The 21858-nt window shown below is 73.4% G+C and carries 19 protein-coding genes and 1 pseudogene; 12 read left to right on the top strand and 8 right to left on the bottom strand.

All coding sequences use genetic code 11. The annotated features are described in order from the left end of the window. The first annotated feature begins 2 nt into the window (after positions 1-2). A complete protein-coding gene (locus BMZ82_RS01465; protein ID WP_093770736.1) occupies positions 3-1538 on the top strand; it encodes an aromatic amino acid ammonia-lyase in 1536 nt (511 codons plus the stop codon). Between the two features lie 30 nt (positions 1539-1568). On the opposite strand, the gene BMZ82_RS01460 is transcribed toward BMZ82_RS01465, so the two are convergent. Continuing rightward, positions 1569-3134: a 4-hydroxyphenylacetate 3-hydroxylase N-terminal domain-containing protein gene (locus BMZ82_RS01460; protein WP_093770734.1), complete on the bottom strand. Its 1566-nt coding sequence runs from the start codon at positions 3132-3134 to the stop codon at positions 1569-1571. A gap of 220 nt (positions 3135-3354) precedes the next feature. Here BMZ82_RS01460 and BMZ82_RS41480 point away from each other — a divergent pair, with 220 nt between their 5' ends. Further along, positions 3355-3645 (top strand): tetratricopeptide repeat protein, encoded by a 291-nt coding sequence (locus BMZ82_RS41480; RefSeq protein ID WP_256251717.1) that lies wholly within the window; start codon positions 3355-3357, stop codon positions 3643-3645. Between the two features lie 2 nt (positions 3646-3647). Here BMZ82_RS41480 and BMZ82_RS01450 read toward each other — a convergent pair whose 3' ends face one another. Next, positions 3648-5048: a PepSY-associated TM helix domain-containing protein gene (locus tag BMZ82_RS01450; RefSeq protein ID WP_093770730.1), complete on the bottom strand. Its 1401-nt coding sequence runs from the start codon at positions 5046-5048 to the stop codon at positions 3648-3650. 148 nt (positions 5049-5196) lie between these two features. Here BMZ82_RS01450 and BMZ82_RS01445 point away from each other — a divergent pair, with 148 nt between their 5' ends. After that, complete coding sequence (locus BMZ82_RS01445) at positions 5197-5841, top strand: peptide deformylase (protein ID WP_093770728.1); 645 nt, start codon at positions 5197-5199, stop codon at positions 5839-5841. Between the two features lies 1 nt (position 5842). On the opposite strand, the gene BMZ82_RS01440 is transcribed toward BMZ82_RS01445, so the two are convergent. Beyond that, positions 5843-7261 carry a dihydrolipoyl dehydrogenase family protein gene (locus BMZ82_RS01440; protein WP_093770726.1) on the bottom strand — a complete coding sequence of 473 codons (1419 nt, stop codon included), beginning with the start codon at positions 7259-7261 and terminating at the stop codon, positions 5843-5845. A 131-nt stretch (positions 7262-7392) separates the two neighbouring features. Here BMZ82_RS01440 and trxA point away from each other — a divergent pair, with 131 nt between their 5' ends. After that, positions 7393-7767 (top strand): thioredoxin, encoded by a 375-nt coding sequence (gene trxA, locus BMZ82_RS01435; RefSeq protein WP_093770724.1) that lies wholly within the window; start codon positions 7393-7395, stop codon positions 7765-7767. Positions 7768-7789: 22 nt separating this feature from the next. Here the strand turns inward: trxA and BMZ82_RS01430 are convergent, their stop codons facing one another. Then, the gene (locus BMZ82_RS01430) at positions 7790-9226 is read right to left on the bottom strand and encodes an aldehyde dehydrogenase family protein (protein WP_093770722.1); all 1437 of its coding nucleotides are present in this window, start codon (positions 9224-9226) and stop codon (positions 7790-7792) included. Positions 9227-9508: 282 nt separating this feature from the next. Further along, positions 9509-10558 (bottom strand): LacI family DNA-binding transcriptional regulator, encoded by a 1050-nt coding sequence (locus BMZ82_RS01425; protein ID WP_177244328.1) that lies wholly within the window; start codon positions 10556-10558, stop codon positions 9509-9511. A gap of 117 nt (positions 10559-10675) precedes the next feature. On the opposite strand from BMZ82_RS01425, the gene BMZ82_RS01420 reads away from it, so the two are divergent. Next, positions 10676-11356 (top strand): TetR/AcrR family transcriptional regulator, encoded by a 681-nt coding sequence (locus BMZ82_RS01420; RefSeq protein ID WP_093771107.1) that lies wholly within the window; start codon positions 10676-10678, stop codon positions 11354-11356. Between the two features lie 76 nt (positions 11357-11432). Continuing rightward, the gene (locus BMZ82_RS01415; protein WP_093770718.1) at positions 11433-12560 is read left to right on the top strand and encodes an FAD-dependent oxidoreductase; all 1128 of its coding nucleotides are present in this window, start codon (positions 11433-11435) and stop codon (positions 12558-12560) included. Here the strand turns inward: BMZ82_RS01415 and BMZ82_RS01410 are convergent. After that, positions 12551-13243 carry a TetR/AcrR family transcriptional regulator gene (locus tag BMZ82_RS01410; RefSeq protein WP_093770717.1) on the bottom strand — a complete coding sequence of 231 codons (693 nt, stop codon included), beginning with the start codon at positions 13241-13243 and terminating at the stop codon, positions 12551-12553. The two genes, BMZ82_RS01415 and BMZ82_RS01410, sit on opposite strands and share 10 nt — an antisense overlap. Before the next feature lie 117 nt (positions 13244-13360). Here BMZ82_RS01410 and BMZ82_RS01405 point away from each other — a divergent pair, with 117 nt between their 5' ends. Beyond that, positions 13361-13924 (top strand): NAD(P)H-dependent oxidoreductase, encoded by a 564-nt coding sequence (locus tag BMZ82_RS01405; protein WP_093770715.1) that lies wholly within the window; start codon positions 13361-13363, stop codon positions 13922-13924. A 97-nt stretch (positions 13925-14021) separates the two neighbouring features. Here BMZ82_RS01405 and BMZ82_RS01400 read toward each other — a convergent pair whose 3' ends face one another. Continuing rightward, the gene (locus BMZ82_RS01400; protein WP_093770713.1) at positions 14022-14900 is read right to left on the bottom strand and encodes an LLM class F420-dependent oxidoreductase; all 879 of its coding nucleotides are present in this window, start codon (positions 14898-14900) and stop codon (positions 14022-14024) included. Positions 14901-15065: 165 nt separating this feature from the next. Here BMZ82_RS01400 and BMZ82_RS01395 point away from each other — a divergent pair, with 165 nt between their 5' ends. Further along, the gene (locus BMZ82_RS01395) at positions 15066-16013 is read left to right on the top strand and encodes an FkbM family methyltransferase (protein WP_093770711.1); all 948 of its coding nucleotides are present in this window, start codon (positions 15066-15068) and stop codon (positions 16011-16013) included. A gap of 30 nt (positions 16014-16043) precedes the next feature. On the opposite strand, the gene BMZ82_RS01390 is transcribed toward BMZ82_RS01395, so the two are convergent. Further along, positions 16044-17018: a TerC family protein gene (locus BMZ82_RS01390; protein WP_093770709.1), complete on the bottom strand. Its 975-nt coding sequence runs from the start codon at positions 17016-17018 to the stop codon at positions 16044-16046. Between the two features lie 386 nt (positions 17019-17404). On the opposite strand from BMZ82_RS01390, the pseudogene BMZ82_RS01385 reads away from it, so the two are divergent. The 4 genes and pseudogenes from BMZ82_RS01385 (at position 17405) to BMZ82_RS01370 (ending at position 21734) form a co-directional block, all read left to right on the top strand. Continuing rightward, positions 17405-18317, top strand: a pseudogene (locus BMZ82_RS01385) (PucR family transcriptional regulator). 198 nt (positions 18318-18515) lie between these two features. Continuing rightward, the gene (locus BMZ82_RS01380) at positions 18516-19661 is read left to right on the top strand and encodes an ABC transporter substrate-binding protein (protein ID WP_093770707.1); all 1146 of its coding nucleotides are present in this window, start codon (positions 18516-18518) and stop codon (positions 19659-19661) included. A gap of 208 nt (positions 19662-19869) precedes the next feature. Beyond that, positions 19870-21087, top strand: coding sequence for a sensor histidine kinase (locus BMZ82_RS01375; protein WP_093770705.1), 1218 nt, complete (start codon positions 19870-19872; stop codon positions 21085-21087). Then, the gene (locus BMZ82_RS01370; RefSeq protein ID WP_093771105.1) at positions 21084-21734 is read left to right on the top strand and encodes a response regulator transcription factor; all 651 of its coding nucleotides are present in this window, start codon (positions 21084-21086) and stop codon (positions 21732-21734) included. The genes BMZ82_RS01375 and BMZ82_RS01370 overlap by 4 nt, the downstream gene beginning before the upstream one ends. Positions 21735-21858: the final 124 nt, after the last annotated feature.

The raw sequence follows: 21858 nt of genomic DNA, 5'->3' as shown, positions 1-21858 counted from the left end.
TCATGCTCCTGAACGCATCGCAGCCTCCCGCCCCCTCTTCCGCCGACACGTCCCCTGCCGCCCTCACCCTCCCTGCTCCGCTCACCCCCGATCACCTCGAGCGGGCCGTCGCCCCGCTGGACGTGCGTATCGCCCCCGAGGCGCGGGAGCGGGCCGCCGCCTGTCAGGCCTTCCTGGCCGGGCGGCTGGACTCCGGGGAAGTGGTCTACGGGGCCAGCACCGGTTTCGGGCCGCTGGTCGGGTACGCCGGCCGGGCGGATCCCGCCGAGCAGTGCGACAACGCGCTCGCCCACCTGAGCTGCGGACAGGGCGAGGACCTGCCGGTGGCCGTGGTGCGCGCGACGCTGCTGGTGCGGCTGGCGTCCCTCGCCCGTGGCCACTCCGCCGTCACACCGCAGGTCCTCGACGCCCTCGCCGCGGCCCTGGGCACCGGCTTCACGCCCGCCGTGCCGCGCCTCGGGTCGGTCGGGGCCAGCGGCGACCTGGTTCCGCTCGCCCATGCCGTCCAGGCGCTGCGCGGCCGGGGGCGGGCCTACGTCGAGGCGGTGGCGATGCCCGCCGCCGAGGCGCTGGACCGGGCCGGGCTACGGCCGCTGGTGCTCGACGGCCGCGACGCGCTGGCCCTCGTCAACGGCACCTCGCTCACCGCGGCGGCGGGCGGCCTCGCGCTGGCCCGACTGCGACGGGCCCACGCCACGGCGCTGCGACTCACCGCCCTCCTCGCCGATCTGCTGGGCAGCGCCCCCGGTTTCGCCTCGGCGGCGCTGCTCGACGCGTTCGGCCACCCCGACGCCGTACGCGCGGGCGCGGCGCTGCGCGGGCTGCTGGCCGGGACCGTGCCGACCGGGCTGCGCCCGCTCCAGGAGCCGTACAGCATCCGCTGCGCGCCGCAGTTGCTCGGCGCCGTCGGAGCGAGCCTGCGGCACGCCGACGAGGTCATCGGGCACGACCTGGGCGGGGTCAGCGACAACCCGCTGTGCTTTCCCGAGCTGGACGAGATCGCGCACGGCGGCAACTTCTTCGGCCAGCCGGTCGCCTTCGCCGCCGACCTGCTCACGCTGGCCGCCGTCCAGACCGGCAACCTGGCCGAGCGCCAGCTCGACCTGCTCGTCGACCCGCACCGCAACGGAGGTCTGCCGCCCATGCTCGCCCGCGAGCCGGGCCGGCAGCACGCCGTGCAGGGGGTACAGATCGCCGCCACCGCGATCCTCGCCCAGATGCGGCGCACCGCGACCCCGGCGTCCGTCCAGAGCCTGCCGACCAACGGCCACAACCAGGACGTCGTCCCCTTCGGCAGCCAAGCCGCCCTGGGCGCGCTGGACCAGGCCGACTCGCTGCGCCTGCTGCACGGTTCGCTCGCCGTCGCCCTGCGCCAGGCCGCTCACGTCGGCGCCCGCCGCCCGACCGCGCCGGCCTGCGCGGACCTCCTCGACCGGCTCTGCGACACCATCCCGGCCATCGACCCGGACCGCCCGCTCGACACCGACGTCCGCACCGCGGCCGACCTGCTCGACGGCCTGGGGCACGAACTGCCGTAGCGGCCTTGCCGGTTCATGAGGAGGCGGTTCTCAGGGCCGCCGGGGGTCGATGAGGTCGGGGGCGGTCCAGCCGTTGAGGTCGTAGTCGGACATGCAGTGGTCGACGAGGGCGCCGAGTTCGTCGCCGAGGCCGCCCTTCACGGCGTGCTTGTAGGCGTCGACGCGTACCTGTTCCGCGCTGCCGCCGTAGAGGCGCTCGTACAGTTCGTGGCGGCCGGCGAACTCGCTGCCGATGCTGTCCCAGAGCAGCTTCATCAGCTTGACGCGCTCTTCGGCGGTGGTGCCGTGCGCGCCGCGCAAATATGTGTCGAGGTAGGGGCGGAGCTGCGGGTTGCGGAAGTCGTCGGCGTGCGAGGTGAGGTAGATCAGCGAGCTGCCGACGTGGTTCTCGATGATGTCCTTGATCCGGGTGTAGGCGGTGGGCGCGAGGACGCGGTGGGCGAGGGCGTGGTCCAGGTTCGGGGAGACGCTGCCGTCCTCGCGGGTGTCGGCCTGTTCGACCATCGCCGTGGTCAGCGCCCACACCGTGTGCCGCCAGGCCAGCGCCTCGCCCACGCCGGCCTGGACGCCGCGGAAGGCGTCGGTGCCGGTGGTGCGCACGGCGCGCAGCAGCAGCCCGCACAGGAAGTCCAGCTTCACCGCCAGCCGGACGGCTCCGTGGAAGACGAAGCGGGGCAGGAAACCGGAGTGGTTGAGGAAGGTGTTGGCCCGGTCCACGTCGCGGTGGACGAGGACGTTCTCCCAGGGAATCAGGGCCCGGTCGAAGACGATGACGGCGTCGTTCTCGTCCAGCCGGCTGGAGAGGGGGTAGTCGAAGGGGCTGCCGGTGGCCGCCGCTGACTGCTCGTAGGAGGCGCGGCAGATCAGTTTCAGGCCGGGGGTGTCCATCGGGGCGATGAAGACGGTGGCGAGGGCGGGGTCGGTGAGCGGGGGTCCGACGTGGGCGATGAAGGTGTGGTGGGTCAGCGCGGATCCGGTGGCCACGACCTTGGCGCCGCTGACGACGACGCCGGCGTCGGTCTCCTCGTCGATGTGCACGTACACGTCGGCGACCTCGTCCGGGGGCAGATGCCGGTCGACCGGGGGGTGCACGATCGCGTGGTTGAGGAACAGCACCCGGTGCTGGGCGCGGCGGTACCAGGCGCGGGCGTTGTCGCCGTAGGGGCCGTAGAAGTCGGGGTCGGCGCCGAGGGTGGCGAGGAACGACGCCTTGTAGTCGGGTGAGCGGCCCATCCAGCCGTAGGTCATGCGCTGCCAGCCGGCGATGGCGTCGCGCGCGGCCCGCAGGTCGGCCACGGAGCGCGGTACGCGGAAGAAGGGGTGGGTGAAGGTTCCGCCGGTGACGTCGGTGGCGGTGGTGAGTGCGCCGCGTGTCCCGGGGTCGTGCAGGGCGTCGTAGAGGCGGGCCACCGAGCGGGCGCTGTTGCGGAACGCGGGGTGCGTGGTGACGTCCTTGACGCGCTCTCCGTAGATCCACACCTCCCGTCCGTCCCGGAGGCTCTCCAGGTACGCGTCGCCGGTCAGCGGCTGGACGGCGGTGCCTTCGGCGTCCTCGGCGTGCTCGGTGGTCAGGGGCTTGGAACTGTCGAGCGTCATGGTGAGGACAACGTGCCGGGGCGGTGGACGACACCTGGTCTCACCCGCGCGCAGTACCCCTGGCCGCCTGTGGAATATTCAGCCAACCCTCCCGGTTGTCGGCCGCGAAGGAGGTCGAACACCAGTGGACACGACGAGCGGGACGACGACTTACGAGGCGACGCGGGACTTTGCCTACTACGGGCACGGGACGCAGGCCGAGCGGTGGGAGCGGGGGCAGATGTTCTTCGCCGCGAAGCAGTACGCCACCGCCGCGCGGGTGCTGGTCGGGCTGGTCGCCGAGGTGCCGGAGCAGACCGGGCCCCGGCTGCTGCTGGCCCGCGCCTACTACCACTCGGCCCAACTCCGGCGCGCCGAGAGCGAGTTGCGGGTGATCGTCGAACGCGACCCGGTCGAGCACTACGCCCGGCTGATGCTGGGCCGCACCCTGGAGCGGCAGGGGCGGCACGCGGAGGCGGCACCGCATCTGCGGCTCGCCTCCGCGCTGGCCGGGGACTTCCCCGAGGACTGAGTTCAGGCGGCCGTGCGCTGCCCCCGGCGGTGGGCGATCTCCCCGAGGACGACGTCCACGGCCAGGAAGCCGGCGAGCGGGATGCCGAGGAGCGGGACGAAGTAGCCGACCACGGCGACCGCCGCCAGCAGCGGGACGAGGACGTACGGCGGGACCTGCGCCCACGCGCCGCGCGGGATCGGCCGCCCGAAGGCGGAGCCCCGGCCGCGCTGCCACCAGATGCGGTAGCCCCAGACGATCAGCAGGATCAGGGCGAGCGCGAGAAGCATCAGCGCGATCTGGTTGACCAGGCCGAACAGGACGCCGGTGTGCAGGTCGATGCCCCAGCGGGTCAGCTTGGCGAGCAGCGGGTGGTCGGCGAACCGCAGCACGTCGACGACCTCGCCGGTGGCCGGGTCGACGGCGACCGCGTCCTGCTTCTCGGGCCAGCTCCGCTGCACCTGCTTGACGACGTACGCGGAGGAGGCGTCGGCGGGCGGGACGATCTCGACCGGGTCGCCCAGCCCCTCGGTGCGCGCGGCGGCCAGGATCTTGTCCAGGCCGACGCCGTGTTCGGCGTCCCCGCCGCTGCCGGAGGCCGCGTCGTGACCGGCGTGTTCGCCGCCGCCGACGGCCGCCGAGACCGACGGCGTGGACTGGCCGAGCGAGGTGCGCAGCACGTCGATGTTGGCGCCCGCGTACGTCGACCAGGTCAGGCCGGTCGCGGACAGGAAGACGAAGCCGGCCGCGGCCCACACGCCGACCGTGCCGTGCAGCCCGAGCGTGCGCCGCCGCCCCTTCGTGCCGCGCACCTTGCGCAGCGCGCGGCGGCGGGAGAACCACAGCACGAGGCCGCCGCCCGCGATCACCCACAGCCAGCTCGCGGCGAGTTCGCTGTAGAGGCGGCCGTTCTCGCCGAGGCGCAGGTCGCGGTGGAACTCGTCGATCCAGGTGCGCAGCGGCAGCGCGCCGGTCGAGCCGTACTGCTCCAGCGCGCCGCGTATCTCGCCGGTGTACGGGTCGACGAATACGGCGAGGGTGTGGGTGGCGGCCACGCCCTCGACGCCGGACAGCATCACCCGGGTCGTGGCGTCGTCCTGCGGCGCGGGCCGTACGGCCGCGACCGTGCCTTCGGGGTGGGCCTTGCGGGCGGCGTCGACCTGGGCGGAGATCGGCAGTTCGGCGTCGCCGACCGGCACGGTCAGCTCGTGCGCGTACACGAACTTCTCGGCCTGGAACGCTCCGGCGTACAGGAACCCGGTGACGGCGGCGACCAGCAGGAAGGGGGCCACGAACAGGCCGGCGTAGAAGTGCAGGCGCAGGACCAGCGGGCGCAGCGGGGCCCATGCGCCGCGGGACGTGGGCGCGGGGGCCGGTGCCGCTTGCGGGGCCTCGTCCGTGGTGGTCGGGGGAGCAGAGGACATCGGCGGGCTTCTCCGGGGTCGGGGGGCGGGGCTGAGGCGGGCGGTTTCCAGTCAGGGACGCACCAGTAGTCGGATGGCGGCGGCGCCGAGTTCCCGCCAGTTCGAGTGACCTGCGTCACCAGTGATCCGGTCATGGCATCCTGGCCCGATGGCATCTCCCAGTCCCCGCGCGCCCCTTGCCGACCGGATCGAGGAACTCCTCGCCCCCGGTGGCCCGTTGCCCATCGTCGCGGCCGGCGACCCGGTCCTGCGCGCGGCCACCGTGCGCTACGACGGCCAGCTCGACCCCGCGCTGCTGGCCAGGTTCGTCGAGGCGCTGCGCGTCACCATGCGTGCGGCGCCGGGCGTCGGCCTCGCCGCCCCGCAGGTCGGGGTGGGCCTACGGATCGCGGTCATCGAGGATCCGGCGCCGGTGCCGGAGGAGGTGCGGGTGGCGCGCGGCCGGGTGCCGCAGCCGTTCCGGGTCCTGGTCAACCCGGCGTACGAGCCGGTCGGTTCGGCTCCGGCCGCCTTCTTCGAGGGCTGTCTGAGCGTGCCGGGCTACCAGGCGGTGGTGGCCCGGCACGCCGAGGTCCGGCTGACCTGTGAGGACGAGCACGGGCGGGCGCTGGACGAGGTGTTCGCCGGGTGGCCCGCCCGGATCGTCCAGCACGAGACGGACCACCTCGACGGCATGCTCTACCTCGACCGCGCCGAACTGCGGTCGCTCTCCGCGAGCCAGACGGCGCAGGAGCGGTGGGCGCAGCCGACGCCGACGCTGGCGGCTGAGGAACTGAACTTCCGGCTGCCGTAGGTCAGTTGTCGCGGAACGCCTCCAGCAGGCGCAGCCACACCTCGCTGATCGTCGGGTAGGACGGGACGGCGTGCCACAGGCGGGCGATGGGGACCTGGCCGACGACGGCGACGGTCGCGGAGTGGATCAGTTCGCCGACGCCCGGGCCGACGAAGGTGACCCCGCGCAGGATCTCCTGCTCCAGGTCGACGATCATCCGGGCGCGGCCCGTGTAGCCCTCGGCGTACAGGCCCGCGCCGGACACCGACGCCATGTCGACGTCGACGGCCCGCACCCGGTACCCGGCCCGTTCGGCCTCGGCGAGCGAGAGGCCGACCGCGGCCGCCTCCGGGTCGGTGAAGACGACCTGGGGGACGGACTCGTGGTCGGCCGTGGCGGCGTGGGCGCTCCACGGGTCGGTCTGCGTCAGGGGGCTCCCGGCGGCGCGGGCGGCGATGGCGGCGCCCGCGATCCGGGCCTGGTACTTGCCCTGGTGGGTGAGGAGGGCGCGGTGGTTGACGTCGCCGACCGCGTACAGCCAGTCGGTGCCGGTGACGCGCAGGCTGTCGTCGACGGTGAACCAGGAGCCGGGGGCCAGGTCGACCGTCTCGAGGCCGATGTCGTCGGTGCGCGGGGCGCGGCCGACGGCGAAGAGGATCTCGTCGGCCTCGATGCGCTCGCCGGTGTCGGTGACGACCACGACGGTGCCGTCGGAGCGGGTCACCGAGGTCGCCGAGGTGCCGGTGCGGATGTCCGCGCCGGCCTCGGTGAGGGCCTCGGCGACCAGTTCGCCGGCGAACGGCTCCATCCGGTCGAGCAGGCCCTTGCCGCGCACGAGGACGGTGACCTGCGCGCCGAGGGCCTGGAAGACGGTCGCCATCTCGGTGGCGACGACCCCGCCGCCGACCACGACGAGCCGGCCGGGCACGGCGTGGGCGCTGGTGGCCTCCCGGCTGGTCCAGGGCTTCACTTCGGCTAGGCCCGGCAGGTCGGGGAGGACGGCGCGGGTGCCGGTGGCGACGACCACGGCGTGCCGGGCGGTGAGGACGCGGTCCCCGACGGTCACCGTGCGCGGGCCGGTCAGTCGGCCGTGGCCGCGGTGGAAGTCGGCGCCGATGCTCTTGAGCCAGTCGACCTGGCCGTCGTCCGTCCAGTCGCCGGTGTACCAGTCGCGGCGGGCGAAGATCGCCGCCGCGTCCAGGGGGCCCTGCACCGCCTGCCGCAGGCCGGGCAGCCGGCGGGCGTCGGCGCGGGCGATGACCGGTCGCAGCAGGGCCTTGCTCGGCATGCAGGCCCAGTACGAGCACTCACCGCCGACGAGCTCGCTCTCGACGACCGCGGTGGAGAGCCCGGCCGCGCGGGTGCGGTCGGCGACGTTCTCCCCCACGGGACCGGCCCCGAGCACCACGACGTCGTACGCGATGTTTTCCGTTTCCGTCATGGGGTCAGTCTGGTGGGTGGTGTGCGGGGTGGCCACACGGGTAGGGGCGCGGAATACGTGTGCGGGCGGCCGTGTTCCCCGGACGGTTCGTCCCTGCCCGGGGAATCCACAAGGGAAGAAGGATTCAGGTCATGAGCAGCACCGTGGAGCTCACCAAGGAGAACTTCGACCAGACGGTCACGGACAACGACTTCGTCCTGATCGACTTCTGGGCGTCGTGGTGCGGGCCGTGCCGTCAGTTCGCGCCGGTGTACGAGAAGGCGGCGCAGGACAACCCGGACCTGGTGTTCGGCAAGGTGGACACCGAGGCGCAGCCGGAGCTGGCGGCGGCCTTCGGTATCCAGTCGATCCCGACGCTGATGATCGTCCGGGACCGGGTCGCGGTGTTCGCCCAGCCGGGCGCGCTGCCCGAGGCCGCCCTGACGGACGTCATCGGACAGGCGCGCAAGCTGGACATGGACGAGGTCCGCAGGTCGGTCGAGGCGGAGCAGGCCAAGAGCGAGTGACCCCGGACGGGGTGGGCGGGTCCTAGAACGGGTACGGCGCGACGTCGCCCCGGACGGTCGTCCAGCGCACGTCGGTGAAGGCCTCCAGGTTGGCCTCGCCGCCGAAGCGGGCGCCGGTGCCGGAGGCGGCGAGTCCGCCGAAGGGGGCGACGGCCTCGTCGTTCACCGTCTGGTCGTTGATGTGCACGATGCCGGTCGGGATGCGTTCGGCGAGGTCGAGGCCGCGGCTGGTGTCGCGGGTGACGATGCCGAGCGAGAGGCCGTAGGAGCTGCGCGCTGCCAGGGCCGCCGCCTCGTCCTCCGTGCTGAAGGAGCGCACGGGGGCCACCGGGCCGAAGACCTCCTCCGCGTAGGCGGGGGTGTCGTCGTCGACGCCCGCGAGGACCGTCGGCCGGTAGAAGAGGTTGTCGTGGGTGCCGCCCGCGGCGAGCTTCGCGCCGGCCGCGGTGCTGGCCTCGACCAGGCCGTGCACCTTGGCGAGCTGGCCGCCGTCGATGAGGGGGCCGAGGTGGACCTGCGCGCGGTGCGGGTCGCCGACGGCGAGGGCGTCGGCCTTCGCCGCGAGCCGCTCGACGTACTCCTCGTAGAGGGAGGCGTGCACCAGGTGGCGGCCGGTGGTCATGCAGATCTGGCCCTGGTGGAAGAACGAGCCCCAGGCGGCCGTGGAGATCACCGCGTCCAGGTCGGCGTCGGCCAGCACGATCAGGGCGGAGTTGCCGCCGAGCTCCAGGTGGGCGCGCTTGAGGTGGCGGCCGGCGGCCTCGCCGACGGCGCGGCCGGCCGTGGTGGAGCCGGTGAAGGAGATCACCGGCACGCGCGGGTCGGCGACCAGGGCCGCGCCGGTCTCGGCGCCGCCCGGCAGGACGTGCAGCAGGCCCTCGGGCAGGCCCGCCGCCGCGAAGACCGCGGCCAGCGCGAGGCCGCCGCAGACGGCGGTGCGCGGGTCCGGCTTGAGGACGACCGCGTTGCCGAGCGCGAGGGCGGGGGCGACGGAGCGGATGGAGAGGATCAGCGGGGCGTTGAACGGGGAGATGACCCCGACGACGCCGACGGGGACGCGCCGGGTGTAGGAGAGCCGGGGTGCCTCGCTGGGCAGGATCTGGCCGGCCGGGCGGGAGGCGAGGGCGGCGGCCTCGTAGCACTCCTGGGCGGCGACGTGCAGTTCGAAGTCGGCCTTGCCGGCTATGGAGCCGGACTCGCGGACGATCCAGTCGCGCAGTTCGTCGGCGTGCGCGGCGAACAGGTCGCCGGCCTTGCGGAGCACTCCGGCGCGCACGAAGTGCGGCAGGCGCGCCCACTCGGCCTGCGCGGCGCGGGCGGCCTCGGCGGCCGGCGCGACGTCCGCGCCGCTCGCCAGGACGACGGTGCCCAGCGCGTCGCCGGTGGCGGGCTCGGTGACGGTGTGGCGGGGGCCCGAGAGGGTGCGGGACTGCCAGGTCTGGGGGTCGAGCAAGGGCATGACGGCTCCGATCGGTGGACCCGCGGGACTGACGGCTCACACGGGCGGCGGAAATCCGAAGTCCCGTGCTGTCGCCGCCGGTTCGGCTGCGGCGTGGCGGGATGCGGTGATCGGGCGCAGCCGGGCGACCAGGCTCCGACGGCCGAACACATCCCCGTCTGGTTGAGCATGCAACATCCTAGCCATGCGTCACACGGGAAAGCCGCGTCCCGTCGGGTACTTGTCGCCGAATACCCGTATCCCGAAGGGGAGTTGGGCGCGCTCCCGATGGGCGCGGGCGGGTCAGGTGGAGTCGCGGTTCACCACCGTCGCTCCGAAGAGTTCGTGCACCTCGGGGGTGGCCACGGGGTTGCGGACCGTGCGGTCGACCAGTTCGGCGAGGTCGCGGCCGGAGGGCAGGGCGATCCGGACGGTGCTGAGCCGGGGCCGCAGCAGGCGGCCGAGCATGAGGTCGTCGGCGCCGATGACGGCCACGTCCTCGGGCACGCGTAAGCCCTCGTCCTGTAAGGCGCGCATCAGCAGCATGGCGTACTCGTCGTTGTAGGCGAACACGGCGTCGAGGCCGAGGCCGCGCCAGCGGGCGGCGAGGGCCGCCGCGGCCTCCTCGGTGTAGGCGAGGGGCAGTTCGGTGACGGTCGCGTCGGTGCCGTGCACGGCCTCGCGGGAGCCGCCGAGGCGGGGCGCGGCGAACATCTCCATGCCGCGCTCCTCGGGTACGACCACCCCGATCCGGCGCCGGCCGCGCTCGTACAGGTGCCCGGCGGCGCTGCGCCCGACGCCGATCTGGTCCAGGAGCAGCGCGTGGGCGCCCTCGACCCGCTCGGAGCCGAGGGTGACGACGGCCCGCGCGCCGGAGCGCTTGAGGACCGCCACCCCCGCCGGGCCGAGGCCGGGACCGGGCATCACCACGGCCACCGGCCGCAGTTCGGCCCAGGCGCGGGCGGCGTCGTCGGCGGGCAGTCCGCTCGCGCCGTACTGGACGACGGTGTAGTCGAGGCGGCTCAGGGCGCCCTGGAAGTCGTGCACGAACTGGCTGTAGAGCGGCCCCGCCGGGACGGGCAGGGCGGGCATCAGGACCATCCGGCTGTGCCCGGCACGCAGGGTGCGGGCGGCCGCGTGCGGCACGTACCCGAGTTCCTTCGCGGCCTCGTGGACGCGGCGGCGGGTGGGCTCGCTGATGCGTACGGCGCTGGTGTTGTTCAGGACGTAGGAGACGGTCGCGCGCGAGACGCCGGCCAGGCGGGCCACGTCGGCGCTCGTGGGCACGGGGCGCGGCACCGGCGACTTCGTCGGAGCGGGCGTGTTCGGTATCTGCACCATGACGTACGGCATCTTGGCAGAAGCCGTGCCCGGGGTCGGGGGCGGGGGATGTCTCAATCCGATGAACCGTCAACGAACATGTTCGTGACGTACTTGTTCGCGACGAACATGTTCGTTACCTTGAGAGGCATGACAGCACGACCCGACACCCCGCGCAGCCGCCGTGAGCGCCCGGCCAAACCCGCCCTGACCAGGGAGGGCATCGTGGCCGCCGCCGTGGCGGTGCTGCGCGCCGAAGGACTGCGGAAGGTGACCATGCGTCGCCTGGCCGAGGAGCTCGACACCGGCCCGGCCTCGCTGTACGTGTACGTCCGCAACACGGCGGAACTGCACGCGGCCGTCCTCGACGAACTGCTGGGCACGATCGGACCGGCGCCGGCCGGGGGGAGCTGGCGTGAGCGGCTGGAGCGGGTGCTCACCGCGTACACCGCGCTGCTCCTCGACCACCCGGACCTGGCCCGCTCGGCGCTCACCGCCTGGCCCAGCGGCCCGCACTACCTGGACCTGATCGAGACCCTGCTGGCGCTGCTCGACGAGGGCGGGGTCGCGCCCGCGCAGGCCGCGTGGGGCGTGGACCTGCTGCTCCAGCACGCCACCGCGACGGCCGCCGAGCACGCGGGCGAGCCCTCCCGCAAGGACCAGGAGGACTGGGACGCCCTGCGGCAGGCGGTGCGCGGCGCGTCGGCGCGGACCCACCCGCACATCACCGGCCTCGCCGGACCACTCCTCTCGGGCCCGCCCGAGGCCCGCCTCGCCTGGGGGTTCCAGGCACTGATCAGCGGCATCGAGCAGACCGTCGTACCCGAGTGACGCGGGACGGCACGAAGACCCGCGCGTACCTGATCCGCACGATCCGCACGCGATGACCCACTCCCTAGGAGAAGCCATGCATCTCCCCGTAGCCGTCGTCGGCGCCGGACTCGGCGGCCTCAGCCTCGCCCGGGTGCTGGGCGTGCACGGCGTCGAGTCGGCCGTGTTCGACCTGGACGCCTCGCCCGCCGCCCGCGCCCAGGGCGGCATGCTCGACCTGCACGAGGAGTCCGGCCAGCAGGCGCTGCGCGCCGCCGGACTGTACGAGGAGTTCCGGGCGCTGGTCCTGCCCGGCGGTGAGGCCACGCGGGTCCTGGACCGGGACGCGGTGGTCCGTTTCGAGCAGGGCGACGACGGGAACGGCGGGCGTCCCGAGGTCGACCGGGGCGCACTGCGCGCCCTGCTGCTGGGCTCGCTGCCCGAGGGCACGGTCCGCTGGGGCGCGAAGGTCACCGGCGCGCGGGCGCTGGGCGACGGACGGCACGAGGTGAGCCTCCAGGACGGCTCCGCCTTCACCACGGACCTGCTGATCGGCGCGGACGGGGCCTGGTCGCGGATCCGCCCGCTGCTGTCCGCCGCCCGGCCCGCCTACACGGGCGTGTCGTTCGTCGAGACGGACCTGCGGGAGGCGGACGTACGGCATCCGGGGAGCGCCCGGGTCGTCGGCGGCGGGTCCCTGTTCGCGCTCGGCGCCGGCCGGGGCGTCCTCGCGCACCGCGAGCCCGACGGCAGCCTGCACGTCTACGTCGCGCTGCGGGTTCCCGAGGACTGGGCGGACGGCGTCGACCCCGCCGACACCGAGGCGGCCAAGAAGTACGTCCTGGGGCACTTCGCGGACTGGGACGACAGCCTGCGGGCACTGGTCGCCGACGCCGACGGGCCGCTGGTGCCGCGCCCGGTCCACGCCCTGCCGGTCGGTCACCGCTGGGAGCGCGTCCCCGGCGTCACCCTGCTCGGCGACGCCGCCCACCTGATGTCACCGTTCGCGGGCGAGGGCGCCAACCTCGCGATGCTCGACGGCGCCGAACTGGGCCTGGCCCTCGCCGCGCACCCGGGCGAGCCCGAAGCGGCGCTGGCCGCCTACGAGGAGAAAATGTTCCCGCGCAGCGCGGCGGCCGCGGCGGAGTCCGCCCGCAACGGTGTGGCGCTGTTCGCCGAGGACGCGCCGCGGGCCGTGGTCGACCTCTTCACCGCTCAGCCCTGAACCGGCTCCCTCCCGGTCACCGCCCCAGTCGCCACCCCACCGGTCACCCGGTCGACCAGTTCGCTCCAGCCGGCCTCCAGCCGCGCCGGTGGCATGCCGCACTGGCGGGTGAGGTGGTGGACGAGGACGGGGCTGAGGTATCCCATCAGCGTGTGGGCGAGCAGTTCGGCGTCCGCGCCCGGCACCGCCTGGCGCAGCAGCAGCACCAGGTGGCTGTGGTGGACGCGGCGCGGGGGCATGAAGTAGCGGCGCTCCGGTCCGGGCTCGGCCGCGAGCTGGAGGTCGAGCTGGTCGACGGAGCGGCGCAGCATGGCGATGCCGAAGGCCCGCAGCCGCTCCACGGGCTCCGCACCCGGCCCCAGCGGCGCGGGGCCGCTCAGGAACGCGGCCTGGAACAGCTTCTCGGAGTGGTCCAGGAGCGCGGTCAGCAGCCCGGTGCGGTCGCCGAAGCGGCGGAACACCGTGCCCTTGCCCACGTTCGCGGCCGTCGCCACCGCCTCCATCGTGACCCCGGCCGCGCCGTGCTCGGCGATCAGCCGGGCGGCGGCGTCGAGCAGTCTGGCCCGGTTGCGGGCCGCGTCAGCACGCAGGCACGGCTCGTCGCCGAGCGGCCCGAGGTGCAGCAGCTCGGGCTGGTCGGTGGTCTCCTCGGGCTCCGGACAGGGTGGCAGAACGGCGGACATGAACTCAGCGTAAAGCACGGGGAAGAAACTGGACCACGGTCCGGTTAGGGTGCTAGAACAATAAACGGACCTCGGTCCGGATCCGTTACGGCAATGTTTCAGTCTCTGGGAGTTTCCATGTCTGTCCGCATCCTCGCGCTCGTCGGCAGCCTCCGCGCCGGTTCGACCAACCGCCAGCTCGCCGAGGCGGCCGTCAAGGTCGCTCCCGAGGGCGCCGAGGTCGACCTCTTCGAGGGCCTCGCCGAGATCCCCTTCTACAACGAGGACGTCGACGTCGAGGGCAGCGTCCCCGCCGCCGCCGCGAAGCTGCGCGCCGCCGCCCAGGCCGCCGACGCCTTCCTGCTGTTCTCCCCCGAGTACAACGGCACCATCCCGGCCGTCCTGAAGAACGCCATCGACTGGCTGTCGCGCCCCTACGGCGCCGGCGCCTTCGGCGGGAAGCCGGTCGCCGTGGTCGGCACCGCGTTCGGCCAGTTCGGCGGCGTATGGGCGCAGGACGAGGCCCGCAAGGCCGTGGGCATCGCCGGCGGCAAGGTGATCGAGGACCTGAAGCTCTCCATCCCGGGCTCGCTGACCCGCTTCGCGGAGACCCACCCGGTCGACGACGCCGAGGTCGCCGCCCAGCTCACCGAGGTCGTGGCGCGTCTGCACGGCCACGCGGGCGAGGTCACGGCCGCCTGAGGCCTCGTCGGCGCGCCGGAGTGTCGTACTGCACGCGAGGGGTTCCGGGAAGGTTGCACCGGGGCCCCTCGCGTCGCGTGCGCGTCCGCCGGTCCGGTCAGTCCAGTTCGGCCAGGCGCGGTACGGCGGGGGCCACGAACCGCTCGATCCAGCCGGCCGTCTCGCCGAGACGCGGGGCGAGGATCACCTCGTCGATGCCGAGCTTGGCGTAGCCGCCGGCGTCCCGCAGGAAGGCGTCGAGGTCGTCTTCGGCGGCGTCGCCCATGTACGTCATCGTCTTCAGGACGGTGGCGTAGTCGCGGTCTTCCGTGTCGCAGTGCCCGCGCAGGACGTCCAGTTTGTGGCCGACCTCCTCGGGCGTCGAGGCGAAGAGGTTGCAGGCGTCCGCGTACCGGGCGACCAGCCGCAGCGTCTTGCGCTCGCCCCCGCCGCCGATCAGGATCTCCGGGTGCGGGGCGCTGACCGGAGCGGGCACGCACAGGGTCTCGGCGAGCCGGTAGTGGGCGCCCTCGAACGGCCCGTCGTTCTCCGGGTCCCACATCTGCAGGCAGACGCGCAGGGTCTCCTCCAGCCGCTCGAACCGCTCGGCGGTCGGCGGGAACGGCACCCCGAGGCCCTCGTGCTCACGGTCGTACCAGGCCGCGCCGATGCCCAGCGAGGCCCGGCCGCCGGACAGCACGTCGAGCGTCGTGGCGATCTTGGCGAGCAGCCCGGGGTGCCGGTAGGTCACGCCGGTGACCAGCGCGCCGAGCCTGATCGTGGAGGTGTGGGCCGCGAGGTAGGCCAGGGTCGTATAGGCCTCCAGCATGGGGGCCTCGGCGCCGCCGTTGAACTCCATCTGGAAGTAGTGGTCCATCACCGACAGGCGGCTCACCCCGGCCGCCTCCGCCGCGGCGCCGGCCGCGGCGAGTTCGGCGCCGAGCGCGCTCGCGCCCCGGCTGTGGCCGAACTGGTTGATGTGTACACCCACACGCATGTCCGTCTCCGATCGTCGTCCGGTCTGCCGTCCCCCGCCCTGCCCCTGCACCGACTCCGGTGACGCCAGGCATTCGAGTGCTCTCGAAGCCAAGAGGCGGTGACCGGACGCGAATGTCGTTTTGCGTGCAGACCGTTTCGGGTCGGATCTGGTAGGGGTGGGGAGATGCGCACCCTTTATCGACGACTGCTCGGCCTGATGCCCCGTATCGGGGTCCGGGTGACCGATCTCGGGCCGGGGACGGCGGTGGTCTCGCGGCGCGACGGGCCGTACCGGGCGATCCGCTCGGACAAGGACACCTGGGTGCTGCGGCGGATCAGGGACGGCGCGCGGGACGAGGTCGTGCGGGGCGACGCCGTGCGGCTGGGCGACACCGGCGCCGTGCTCCTCATTGACTCACCGGACCGGCGGGACGAGCGCGCACTGCAACTGGCCGCCGCCGAATACCTCTGCGCCCAGCACGTCACCGCGATGCTGGAACGCTACGGCGTGAACTGCGTCTTCGACGTCGGCGCCAACACCGGCCAGTACGCCAAGCGGCTGCGCGGGCTCGGCTACGGCGGCCGGATCGTCTCCTTCGAGCCGACGTCCGAGACGTTCGCCCGGCTGGCGCGGGCCGCCGCGGACGACCCCGACTGGCACGTCGTGCAGTGCGGGCTGGGCCGCGAGGAGACGACCGCGGAGATCCACATCGGCTGGCAGACGATGAACTCCCTGCTGCCGGCGAGCGACTACGGCAAGGACCGCTACAGCCGGTTCAGAAAGGCCGACACCGAGGAGATCCGCGTGCGCAGGCTGGCGGAGGTCATGGACGAGGCGCTGGCCGGCCTCGCCGATCCGCGCCCCTTCCTCAAGATGGACACCCAGGGCTATGACCTGGAGGTGTTCGCCGGGGCCGGGGAGCGGATCGCGGAGTTCGTCGGCATGCAGTCCGAGGTCGCCGTGCTGAGGCTCTACGAGGGCAGCCCCGGCATGGGCGAGGCCGTCGCAACGTACGAGGCCGCCGGGTTCGGCATCACCGGCATGTACCCCGTGACGCGCGAGGCGGCCACGGGGCGGGTGATCGAGTTCGACTGCGTGCTGATGCGCGCGGAGGCGGCGCCAGCGCCGTAGCGCCGTCCCGCCGTCGCGGTGTGGAGCCCGCTACACCGGGGAACTGTCCCGGGCCACGGCCTCCTCCTGCCGCTTGGAGGCGCGCAGGCTGGTGACGGTCGTGACGCCTAGGACGAGCACGATGAAGCCGAGCGAGAACGGGATGCTGATCTCGGGGACGTGGACCCCGGACTCGTGCAGCGCGTGCAGCAGCAGTTTGACGCCGATGAAGCCGAGGATGATCGACAGGCCGTAGCTGAGGTGGACCAGCTTCTTCAGCAGGCCGCCGATGAGGAAGTACAACTGGCGCAGGCCCATCAGGGCGAACGCGTTGGCGGTGAAGACGATGTACGGGTCCTCGGTGAGCCCGTAGATGGCGGGGATCGAGTCGAGGGCGAAGAGCACGTCGGTGGAGCCGATCGCCAGCATCACGACCAGCATCGGGGTCATGACCCGCTTGCCGTTCTCTTCGATCCACAGCTTCGTGCCGTGGTAGCGGTCGGCCACACCGAACCGCTTCTCCACCGCCTTGAGCAGCTTGCTCTCCTCGAACTCCTCCTCGTGCGCGTCCTTCTTGGCGTCCTGGATCAGCTTCCACGCCGTCCAGATCAGGAAGGCGCCGAAGAGGTAGAACACCCAGGAGAACGTCGAGATGATCGCCGCGCCGGCCGCGATGAACACCGCGCGCAGCACGAGGGCCATCAGCACGCCCACCATCAGCACCCGCTGCTGGTACTGCGTGGGCACCGCGAACTTGCCCATGATCAGGACGAACACGAAGAGGTTGTCCACGCTCAGCGACTTCTCGGTGATGTACCCGGCGAAGAACTCGCCCGTCGGCTTGCCGCCGCCGAAGAAGAACAGGCCGAGCCCGAACAGGCAGGCCAGCACGACCCAGACGATCGTCCAGGTGCCGGCCTCCTTGACCGAGACGTCGTGCGGCTTGCGGCCGATGAAGAAGTCGACGGCGACGAGCGCGCACAAGGCCGCGATCGTCAGCAGCCAGACCGAGAGCGATACGTTCACTGGTGGTACTCCGATGTCTGTATGAGGGTGAAAATCATTGTCGCAGTGGCCGAATCTTTTCCACCCCTCAGAGGTGAACAAAAGGTCACGTATTGGCAAGACGCGAGCCCGGGGACGGATGTCACCCGCCGAATGGCGGGCAGGTTCCGCCGTACGGCGGTGGTCCGGCGGGCGGTGGCGGTCCGGCGGGGGCGGCTGCGCCGACCATGGGCGGGCTCGAGTCGGCGCGCATCCGCGTTTCGCGTCCGGCGTCCGGCGTCCGGCGTCCGGCGTCCGGCATGAGGAGAACCCATGACCCGCGTGCCGCCGCGCTGGAACTGACCAGCGAGATGGTCCAGCCGGGGCTGAACCTCGAGGACATTCCGGCCATCCGGCAGGGTCCGGGGATCGCACTGCTCGCACAGTTGGACCTGACCGCCGTGCGGGTCATCGCCTAGTTCGACCGGCTGGCCGAGTCGCGGGCCGGGGCCGAGGCGCTGGTGCGCGGTGCTGCGGTGCCGGCCGGGGTGGCCGCGCGGCTCGTCGACGCCGACCGGCGGGTGCGGATCCGGGTGGAGGCCGACGGCACGCGCCGGGACACGGATCTGCCGCCGGACCCGGACTGGCCGTCCACTGCGTTGACGCCCGGCGGCGCTGCCACGCTGCGGCTGGAACACGGCGGTGCGGCACCCAGCGTCGTGGACGCCGTGATCCTGGAACGGGCGGCCGGCGCGGCCCGCCTCGTCCTCGACCGTACGCACGGCCGGGCCCCGCTCGACGATCCCGCCCTGATCGAGACCCTCCTCGACGCCACGGCCGCCGAACCGGCCCGGCTGCACGCGGCCCGCCGGCTCGGCCTCGCCCCCGCCGCCCCGGCCCGCGCCCGGGCCACGCCCGGCGGCCTGCCCCGGGTGCTGCCCGCGGACGCCCGGGACGCGGGGCCCGTCGGCCGGGCCGGGGTCGGGCCCGCCGTGCCGGTGCCCGAGCCGCACCGCTCCTGGGCGGCGGCCCGCACCGCGCTGCGTTTCACCACGGACGGCACCGCGCAGGACCCCGGACCGGGGGTCGTGTACGCCGAAGAGCTCGGCGGCATCGCCCTGTTGGCCGATGTCGTCGTGCCGAACCGTCGCGGGACGTCTGCGCGGTCGAGTCGGCCGCCGTGGACGTCCCCTGGCTGCTCGCGACCCTGTACGCCGTCACCGCCACGCCGAGTCTGCGGGCGGCGGTGGCCGAGGCGAACGTCCACCACTCCACGCTCCAGGACCGGTGCGGACGCCTCAGAACCGGCTGCGGCTGCACCTCGCGCTCGCGATGCGCTGACTGGCCCGGCCGTAACGGCGGTGCTTGCAGGGGGTGTTCAACCGATCGGTTGAACAGGGATTCCACCGTACGTCCGTCATCCGCTCCGTCCGGAGGACAGCGGGCGGCCTCCCGGACCGGCAGACTCGGCCTCGACCGTGGTGCCCGGTCGGCCCCCACCCCCCACTCCCCCTGAGAGTCCAGAGAGGTCTCCCCAGCATGCCCAGCTTCCCCAGCAGAAGGCGTCTCCTCGCGACCGGGGCGGGTGCCGCCCTCGGCCTCAGCGCCCTCGGCACGTCCCCGGCGTCCGCCTCCCCTGTCTCCCCCGCTTCCGCCGACCGGACCGGTGCCGGTGCCGAGGAGAGCAGGTCGCTCGACGAGTTGTACCGGGCCGCCGTCGCGGAAGGGGGCAAGCTCGTCGTCTATGCCGGCGGGGACACCCCGACCCAGCAGGACGGCGTCAGGGCCGCCTGGCGCGAGCGTTTCCCGGACGTCGAGCTGACCATGGTCGTCGACTACAGCAAGTACCACGACGTCCGGGTCGACAACCAGCTCGCCACCGGCACCCTCGTCCCCGACGTCGTCCAGTTGCAGACGCTTCAGGACTTCACCCGCTGGAAGGCCCAGGGCCGGCTGCTGTCGTACAAGCCCGCCGGGTTCTCGAAGGTCTACGACGCGTTCAAGGACCCGCAGGGCGCGTGGGTCGCGGTCGCGGCGATCGGCTTCAGCTTCATGTACGGGCCGGACGCGGTGGGTTCGGACGCGCCTCGCACCCCGCTGGACCTGCTCGACGCGAAGTGGAAGGGGCGGATCGCGTCGTCGTACCCGAACGACGACGACGCCTCGCTGTTCCTGTACTCCCTGTACGTCAAGCACTACGGCTGGGACTGGGTGGCCGGACTGGCCGCGCAGGACGTCCGGTTCGCGCGCGGCAGCAACTCGCCCGGCGACGCCGTGCAGTCGGGGCAGTACGCGATCGGCGTCGGCGGCGCAGGAGCGCCCCTCGCGCCAGGCCCGGTGAAGTGGGTCGTCCCGGACAGCGCCCCGTTCATGGGATGGGGGCAGCGGGCGGCGATCCTGAAGCAGGCCGCGCACCCCACGGCCGCCAAGCTCTACCTCAACTGGCAGTTGTCGAAGGACAGTCAGCAGAACTCCTTCAACGGCTGGTCGGTCCGCACGGACGTCACTCCCGCGGCCAACCTGAAGCCGATCTGGGAGTACCCGAACGCGAACATCGACGGCTTCCCCCGCTTCATGGCCGACCGGGCCGAGGTGGAGCGGCTGAAGCAGACGTTCGCCCTGTACTTCGGCGAGGCTAAGGGCGACCCGACGCCGGGTGTGCTCGGGCTGCACCCGGGGGCGTGACGGACGCCGCCGGCCGCCCTCGACGGGCCTCACACATCTCCTGCCGCTGACGGATAGACTCGGCCGCCCTGTTCGAACGGATCATCGTCCAAGGGGATTTGCCGTGCCCGACCGCGCTCCCGACCGAACCTCCGGTGCCTCTGGTACGTCTGGTACGCCTGGTACGTCTGGTGCCTATGCGGGGGCCGCCCGTGGGAGCCGGTCGGCGTTGGACCGTGTCTCGCATCTGACGTTCTTCCTCGTCGTCGGCGCGGGTCTGGTGCGGCTGGTGCAGGTGAGGATCGAGCTGTGCTGGGACATCGTGACCGTCAGCGGACTGCTGGCGGTCGTGTACACGGGCGGGCTCGCGGCCGGGGACAGGTTGGACCGGCTGGGGCGGTTCGGGCGGCCGGTGTGGGTCGCGGCGCTGCTGGCGCTGTGGACGGTTCTCGTCCTCCTTGCTCCCGCATCGCTCACCGCCGCCTACGTGTGGTGCGCGGTGCCGTTGGCCTGTGCGGCGCTGCGGGCGCTGGACCGGCGGTCGGCCGGGGTGGCGGTGGCCGCGCTGACCGTCGTGCTGGCTGGTCAACTCATGTGCAGCGCCGGGGAGTTCGACCCGGAGATCGTGCTGATCCCGGTGGCGGCGGTGTGGGGCACGGTGGCTCTCTACCGCGCCCAGCAGCGTGCCGCGGCCGAACGGCTGCGGCTCGTCGAGGAGTTGCGCGGCACCCGGGACGTGCTCGCCCAACAGCAGCGTGCGGCGGGCGTGTTGGCGGAGCGTGCCCGAATCGCCCGGGACCTGCACGACACGCTGGCCCAGGAACTGGCGGGCGGCGTCATGCTGTTGCAGGCGGCGGACCGTGACTGGGACGCCCGTCCGGGTGTGGCGCGGACCCGGGTCCGGGCGGTCGCCGACGGGCTGCGCGCCAACCTCGCGGAGACCCGCAGGATCATCCGGGACCTGACGCCGACCGCCGTGGACGAGGCCGGCCTGGAGGGCGCGCTGCGGCTGCTGTGCGACCGGGCGGAGGCGGAGGGGGCGGCGGCCCGGGTACGGTTCCGCGCGCTGGGCGCGGCCCGGCCCGCCCTGGACGGCGCGGTGGCCGCGACCCTGTTCCGGGTCGCCCAGAGCACCCTGGCCAACGTGCGTGAACACGCCCGCGCGGTGAACGTCCTGGTCACCCTGTACGGCCACGCCGACCGGGTGGAGCTCGAAGTCCGGGACGACGGCGCGGGGTTCGACGCGGGCCGGGTCGGCGCCGCTTCGGGTCCGGGCCGCGGGCTCGGGATTCCGGCGGCCCGGGCGCGGCTGCGCGAGTGCGGCGGCGAGCTGGAGGTCGGCAGCGCGCCGGGGCGCGGTACGTGCGTGCGGGCCACGGTGCCCGTGTCGTCGGCGGCATCGGCGGCACGCCCTGCTGCCGCGCCGAGTGCGGTGGCCGCCGGGTGAGCGGTGCCCCGTTGCGTGTGCTGCTCGCGGACGACCACGCCGTCGTACGGGCCGGGCTGCGCGCGCTGCTGGAGGGTGAACCGGACCTGGAGGTGGTCGCCGAGGCGGGCACCGCGGAGGAGGCCGTGCGGCTCGGGGCCGCGCTGGTCCCAGACGTGGTGCTGATGGACCTGCGGTTCGCGGGCGGCGGCGGAGCCGGGATCGACGGGATCGAGGCGGTGCGCAGACTGGGGGTCGCGGCACCCGGGGTTCCCGTGGTGATGCTGACGAGTTACTCGGGGCGGGTCGATGTCGTGCGGGCGCTGGAGGCGGGGGCGCGGGGCTATGTCCTGAAGGCGGGTCCGCCGCAGGAGCTGTTTCGGGCCGTGCGCGGCGTGGCCGTCGGAGCGCTCGGGCTCGGCGCGGAGGTCGTGGGCGAACTCGTCGCCCAAGCACCCGCTCCCGAGCGGGAGTTGAGCGGGCGGGAGGTGGAGGTGGTGCGGCTGCTGGCCGACGGGCTGAGCAACCGGTCCATCGCCGAGGCCCTGTTCCTCAGCGAGGCCACCGTCAAGACCCACCTCGTCCGCGTCTACCGCAAGCTCGGCGCGGACAACCGCGCGGCAGCGGTGTCGGAGGCGGTACGCCGGGGGCTACTGGACCTCGGGTGACACCTGCGGACGGACTCCGTACCGTCCGGGTCCGGGCCCCTCCGAGTCCGGGCCCCTCCGAGTCCGGGCCCCTCCGAGTCCGGGCCCCTCCGAGTCCGGGCCCCTCCGAGTCCGGGCCCCTCCG

It is taken from the genome of Streptomyces sp. yr375 (genome assembly GCF_900110755.1).
Lineage (GTDB): Bacteria > Actinomycetota > Actinomycetes > Streptomycetales > Streptomycetaceae > Streptomyces.
Note: the sequence above shows the minus strand (reverse complement) of the source record. Positions and strands in the feature narration are given on the sequence as shown.

Coding starts and splice junctions, on each gene's coding strand:
- BMZ82_RS01450 (WP_093770730.1), bottom strand. CDS start 5,048: ATGTCCTCTGCTCCCCCGACCACCACGGACGAGGCCCCGCAAGCGGCA.
- BMZ82_RS01400 (WP_093770713.1), bottom strand. CDS start 14,900: ATGCGTGTGGGTGTACACATCAACCAGTTCGGCCACAGCCGGGGCGCG.
- BMZ82_RS01415 (WP_093770718.1), top strand. CDS start 11,433: ATGCATCTCCCCGTAGCCGTCGTCGGCGCCGGACTCGGCGGCCTCAGC.
- BMZ82_RS01460 (WP_093770734.1), bottom strand. CDS start 3,134: ATGACGCTCGACAGTTCCAAGCCCCTGACCACCGAGCACGCCGAGGAC.
- BMZ82_RS01465 (WP_093770736.1), top strand. CDS start 3: ATGCTCCTGAACGCATCGCAGCCTCCCGCCCCCTCTTCCGCCGACACG.
- BMZ82_RS01425 (WP_177244328.1), bottom strand. CDS start 10,558: ATGCCGTACGTCATGGTGCAGATACCGAACACGCCCGCTCCGACGAAG.
- BMZ82_RS01395 (WP_093770711.1), top strand. CDS start 15,066: ATGCGCACCCTTTATCGACGACTGCTCGGCCTGATGCCCCGTATCGGG.
- BMZ82_RS01410 (WP_093770717.1), bottom strand. CDS start 13,243: ATGTCCGCCGTTCTGCCACCCTGTCCGGAGCCCGAGGAGACCACCGAC.
- trxA (WP_093770724.1), top strand. CDS start 7,393: ATGAGCAGCACCGTGGAGCTCACCAAGGAGAACTTCGACCAGACGGTC.
- BMZ82_RS01380 (WP_093770707.1), top strand. CDS start 18,516: ATGCCCAGCTTCCCCAGCAGAAGGCGTCTCCTCGCGACCGGGGCGGGT.
- BMZ82_RS41480 (WP_256251717.1), top strand. CDS start 3,355: ATGTTCTTCGCCGCGAAGCAGTACGCCACCGCCGCGCGGGTGCTGGTC.
- BMZ82_RS01440 (WP_093770726.1), bottom strand. CDS start 7,261: ATGACGGAAACGGAAAACATCGCGTACGACGTCGTGGTGCTCGGGGCC.
- BMZ82_RS01405 (WP_093770715.1), top strand. CDS start 13,361: ATGTCTGTCCGCATCCTCGCGCTCGTCGGCAGCCTCCGCGCCGGTTCG.
- BMZ82_RS01430 (WP_093770722.1), bottom strand. CDS start 9,226: ATGCCCTTGCTCGACCCCCAGACCTGGCAGTCCCGCACCCTCTCGGGC.
- BMZ82_RS01420 (WP_093771107.1), top strand. CDS start 10,676: ATGACAGCACGACCCGACACCCCGCGCAGCCGCCGTGAGCGCCCGGCC.
- BMZ82_RS01445 (WP_093770728.1), top strand. CDS start 5,197: ATGGCATCTCCCAGTCCCCGCGCGCCCCTTGCCGACCGGATCGAGGAA.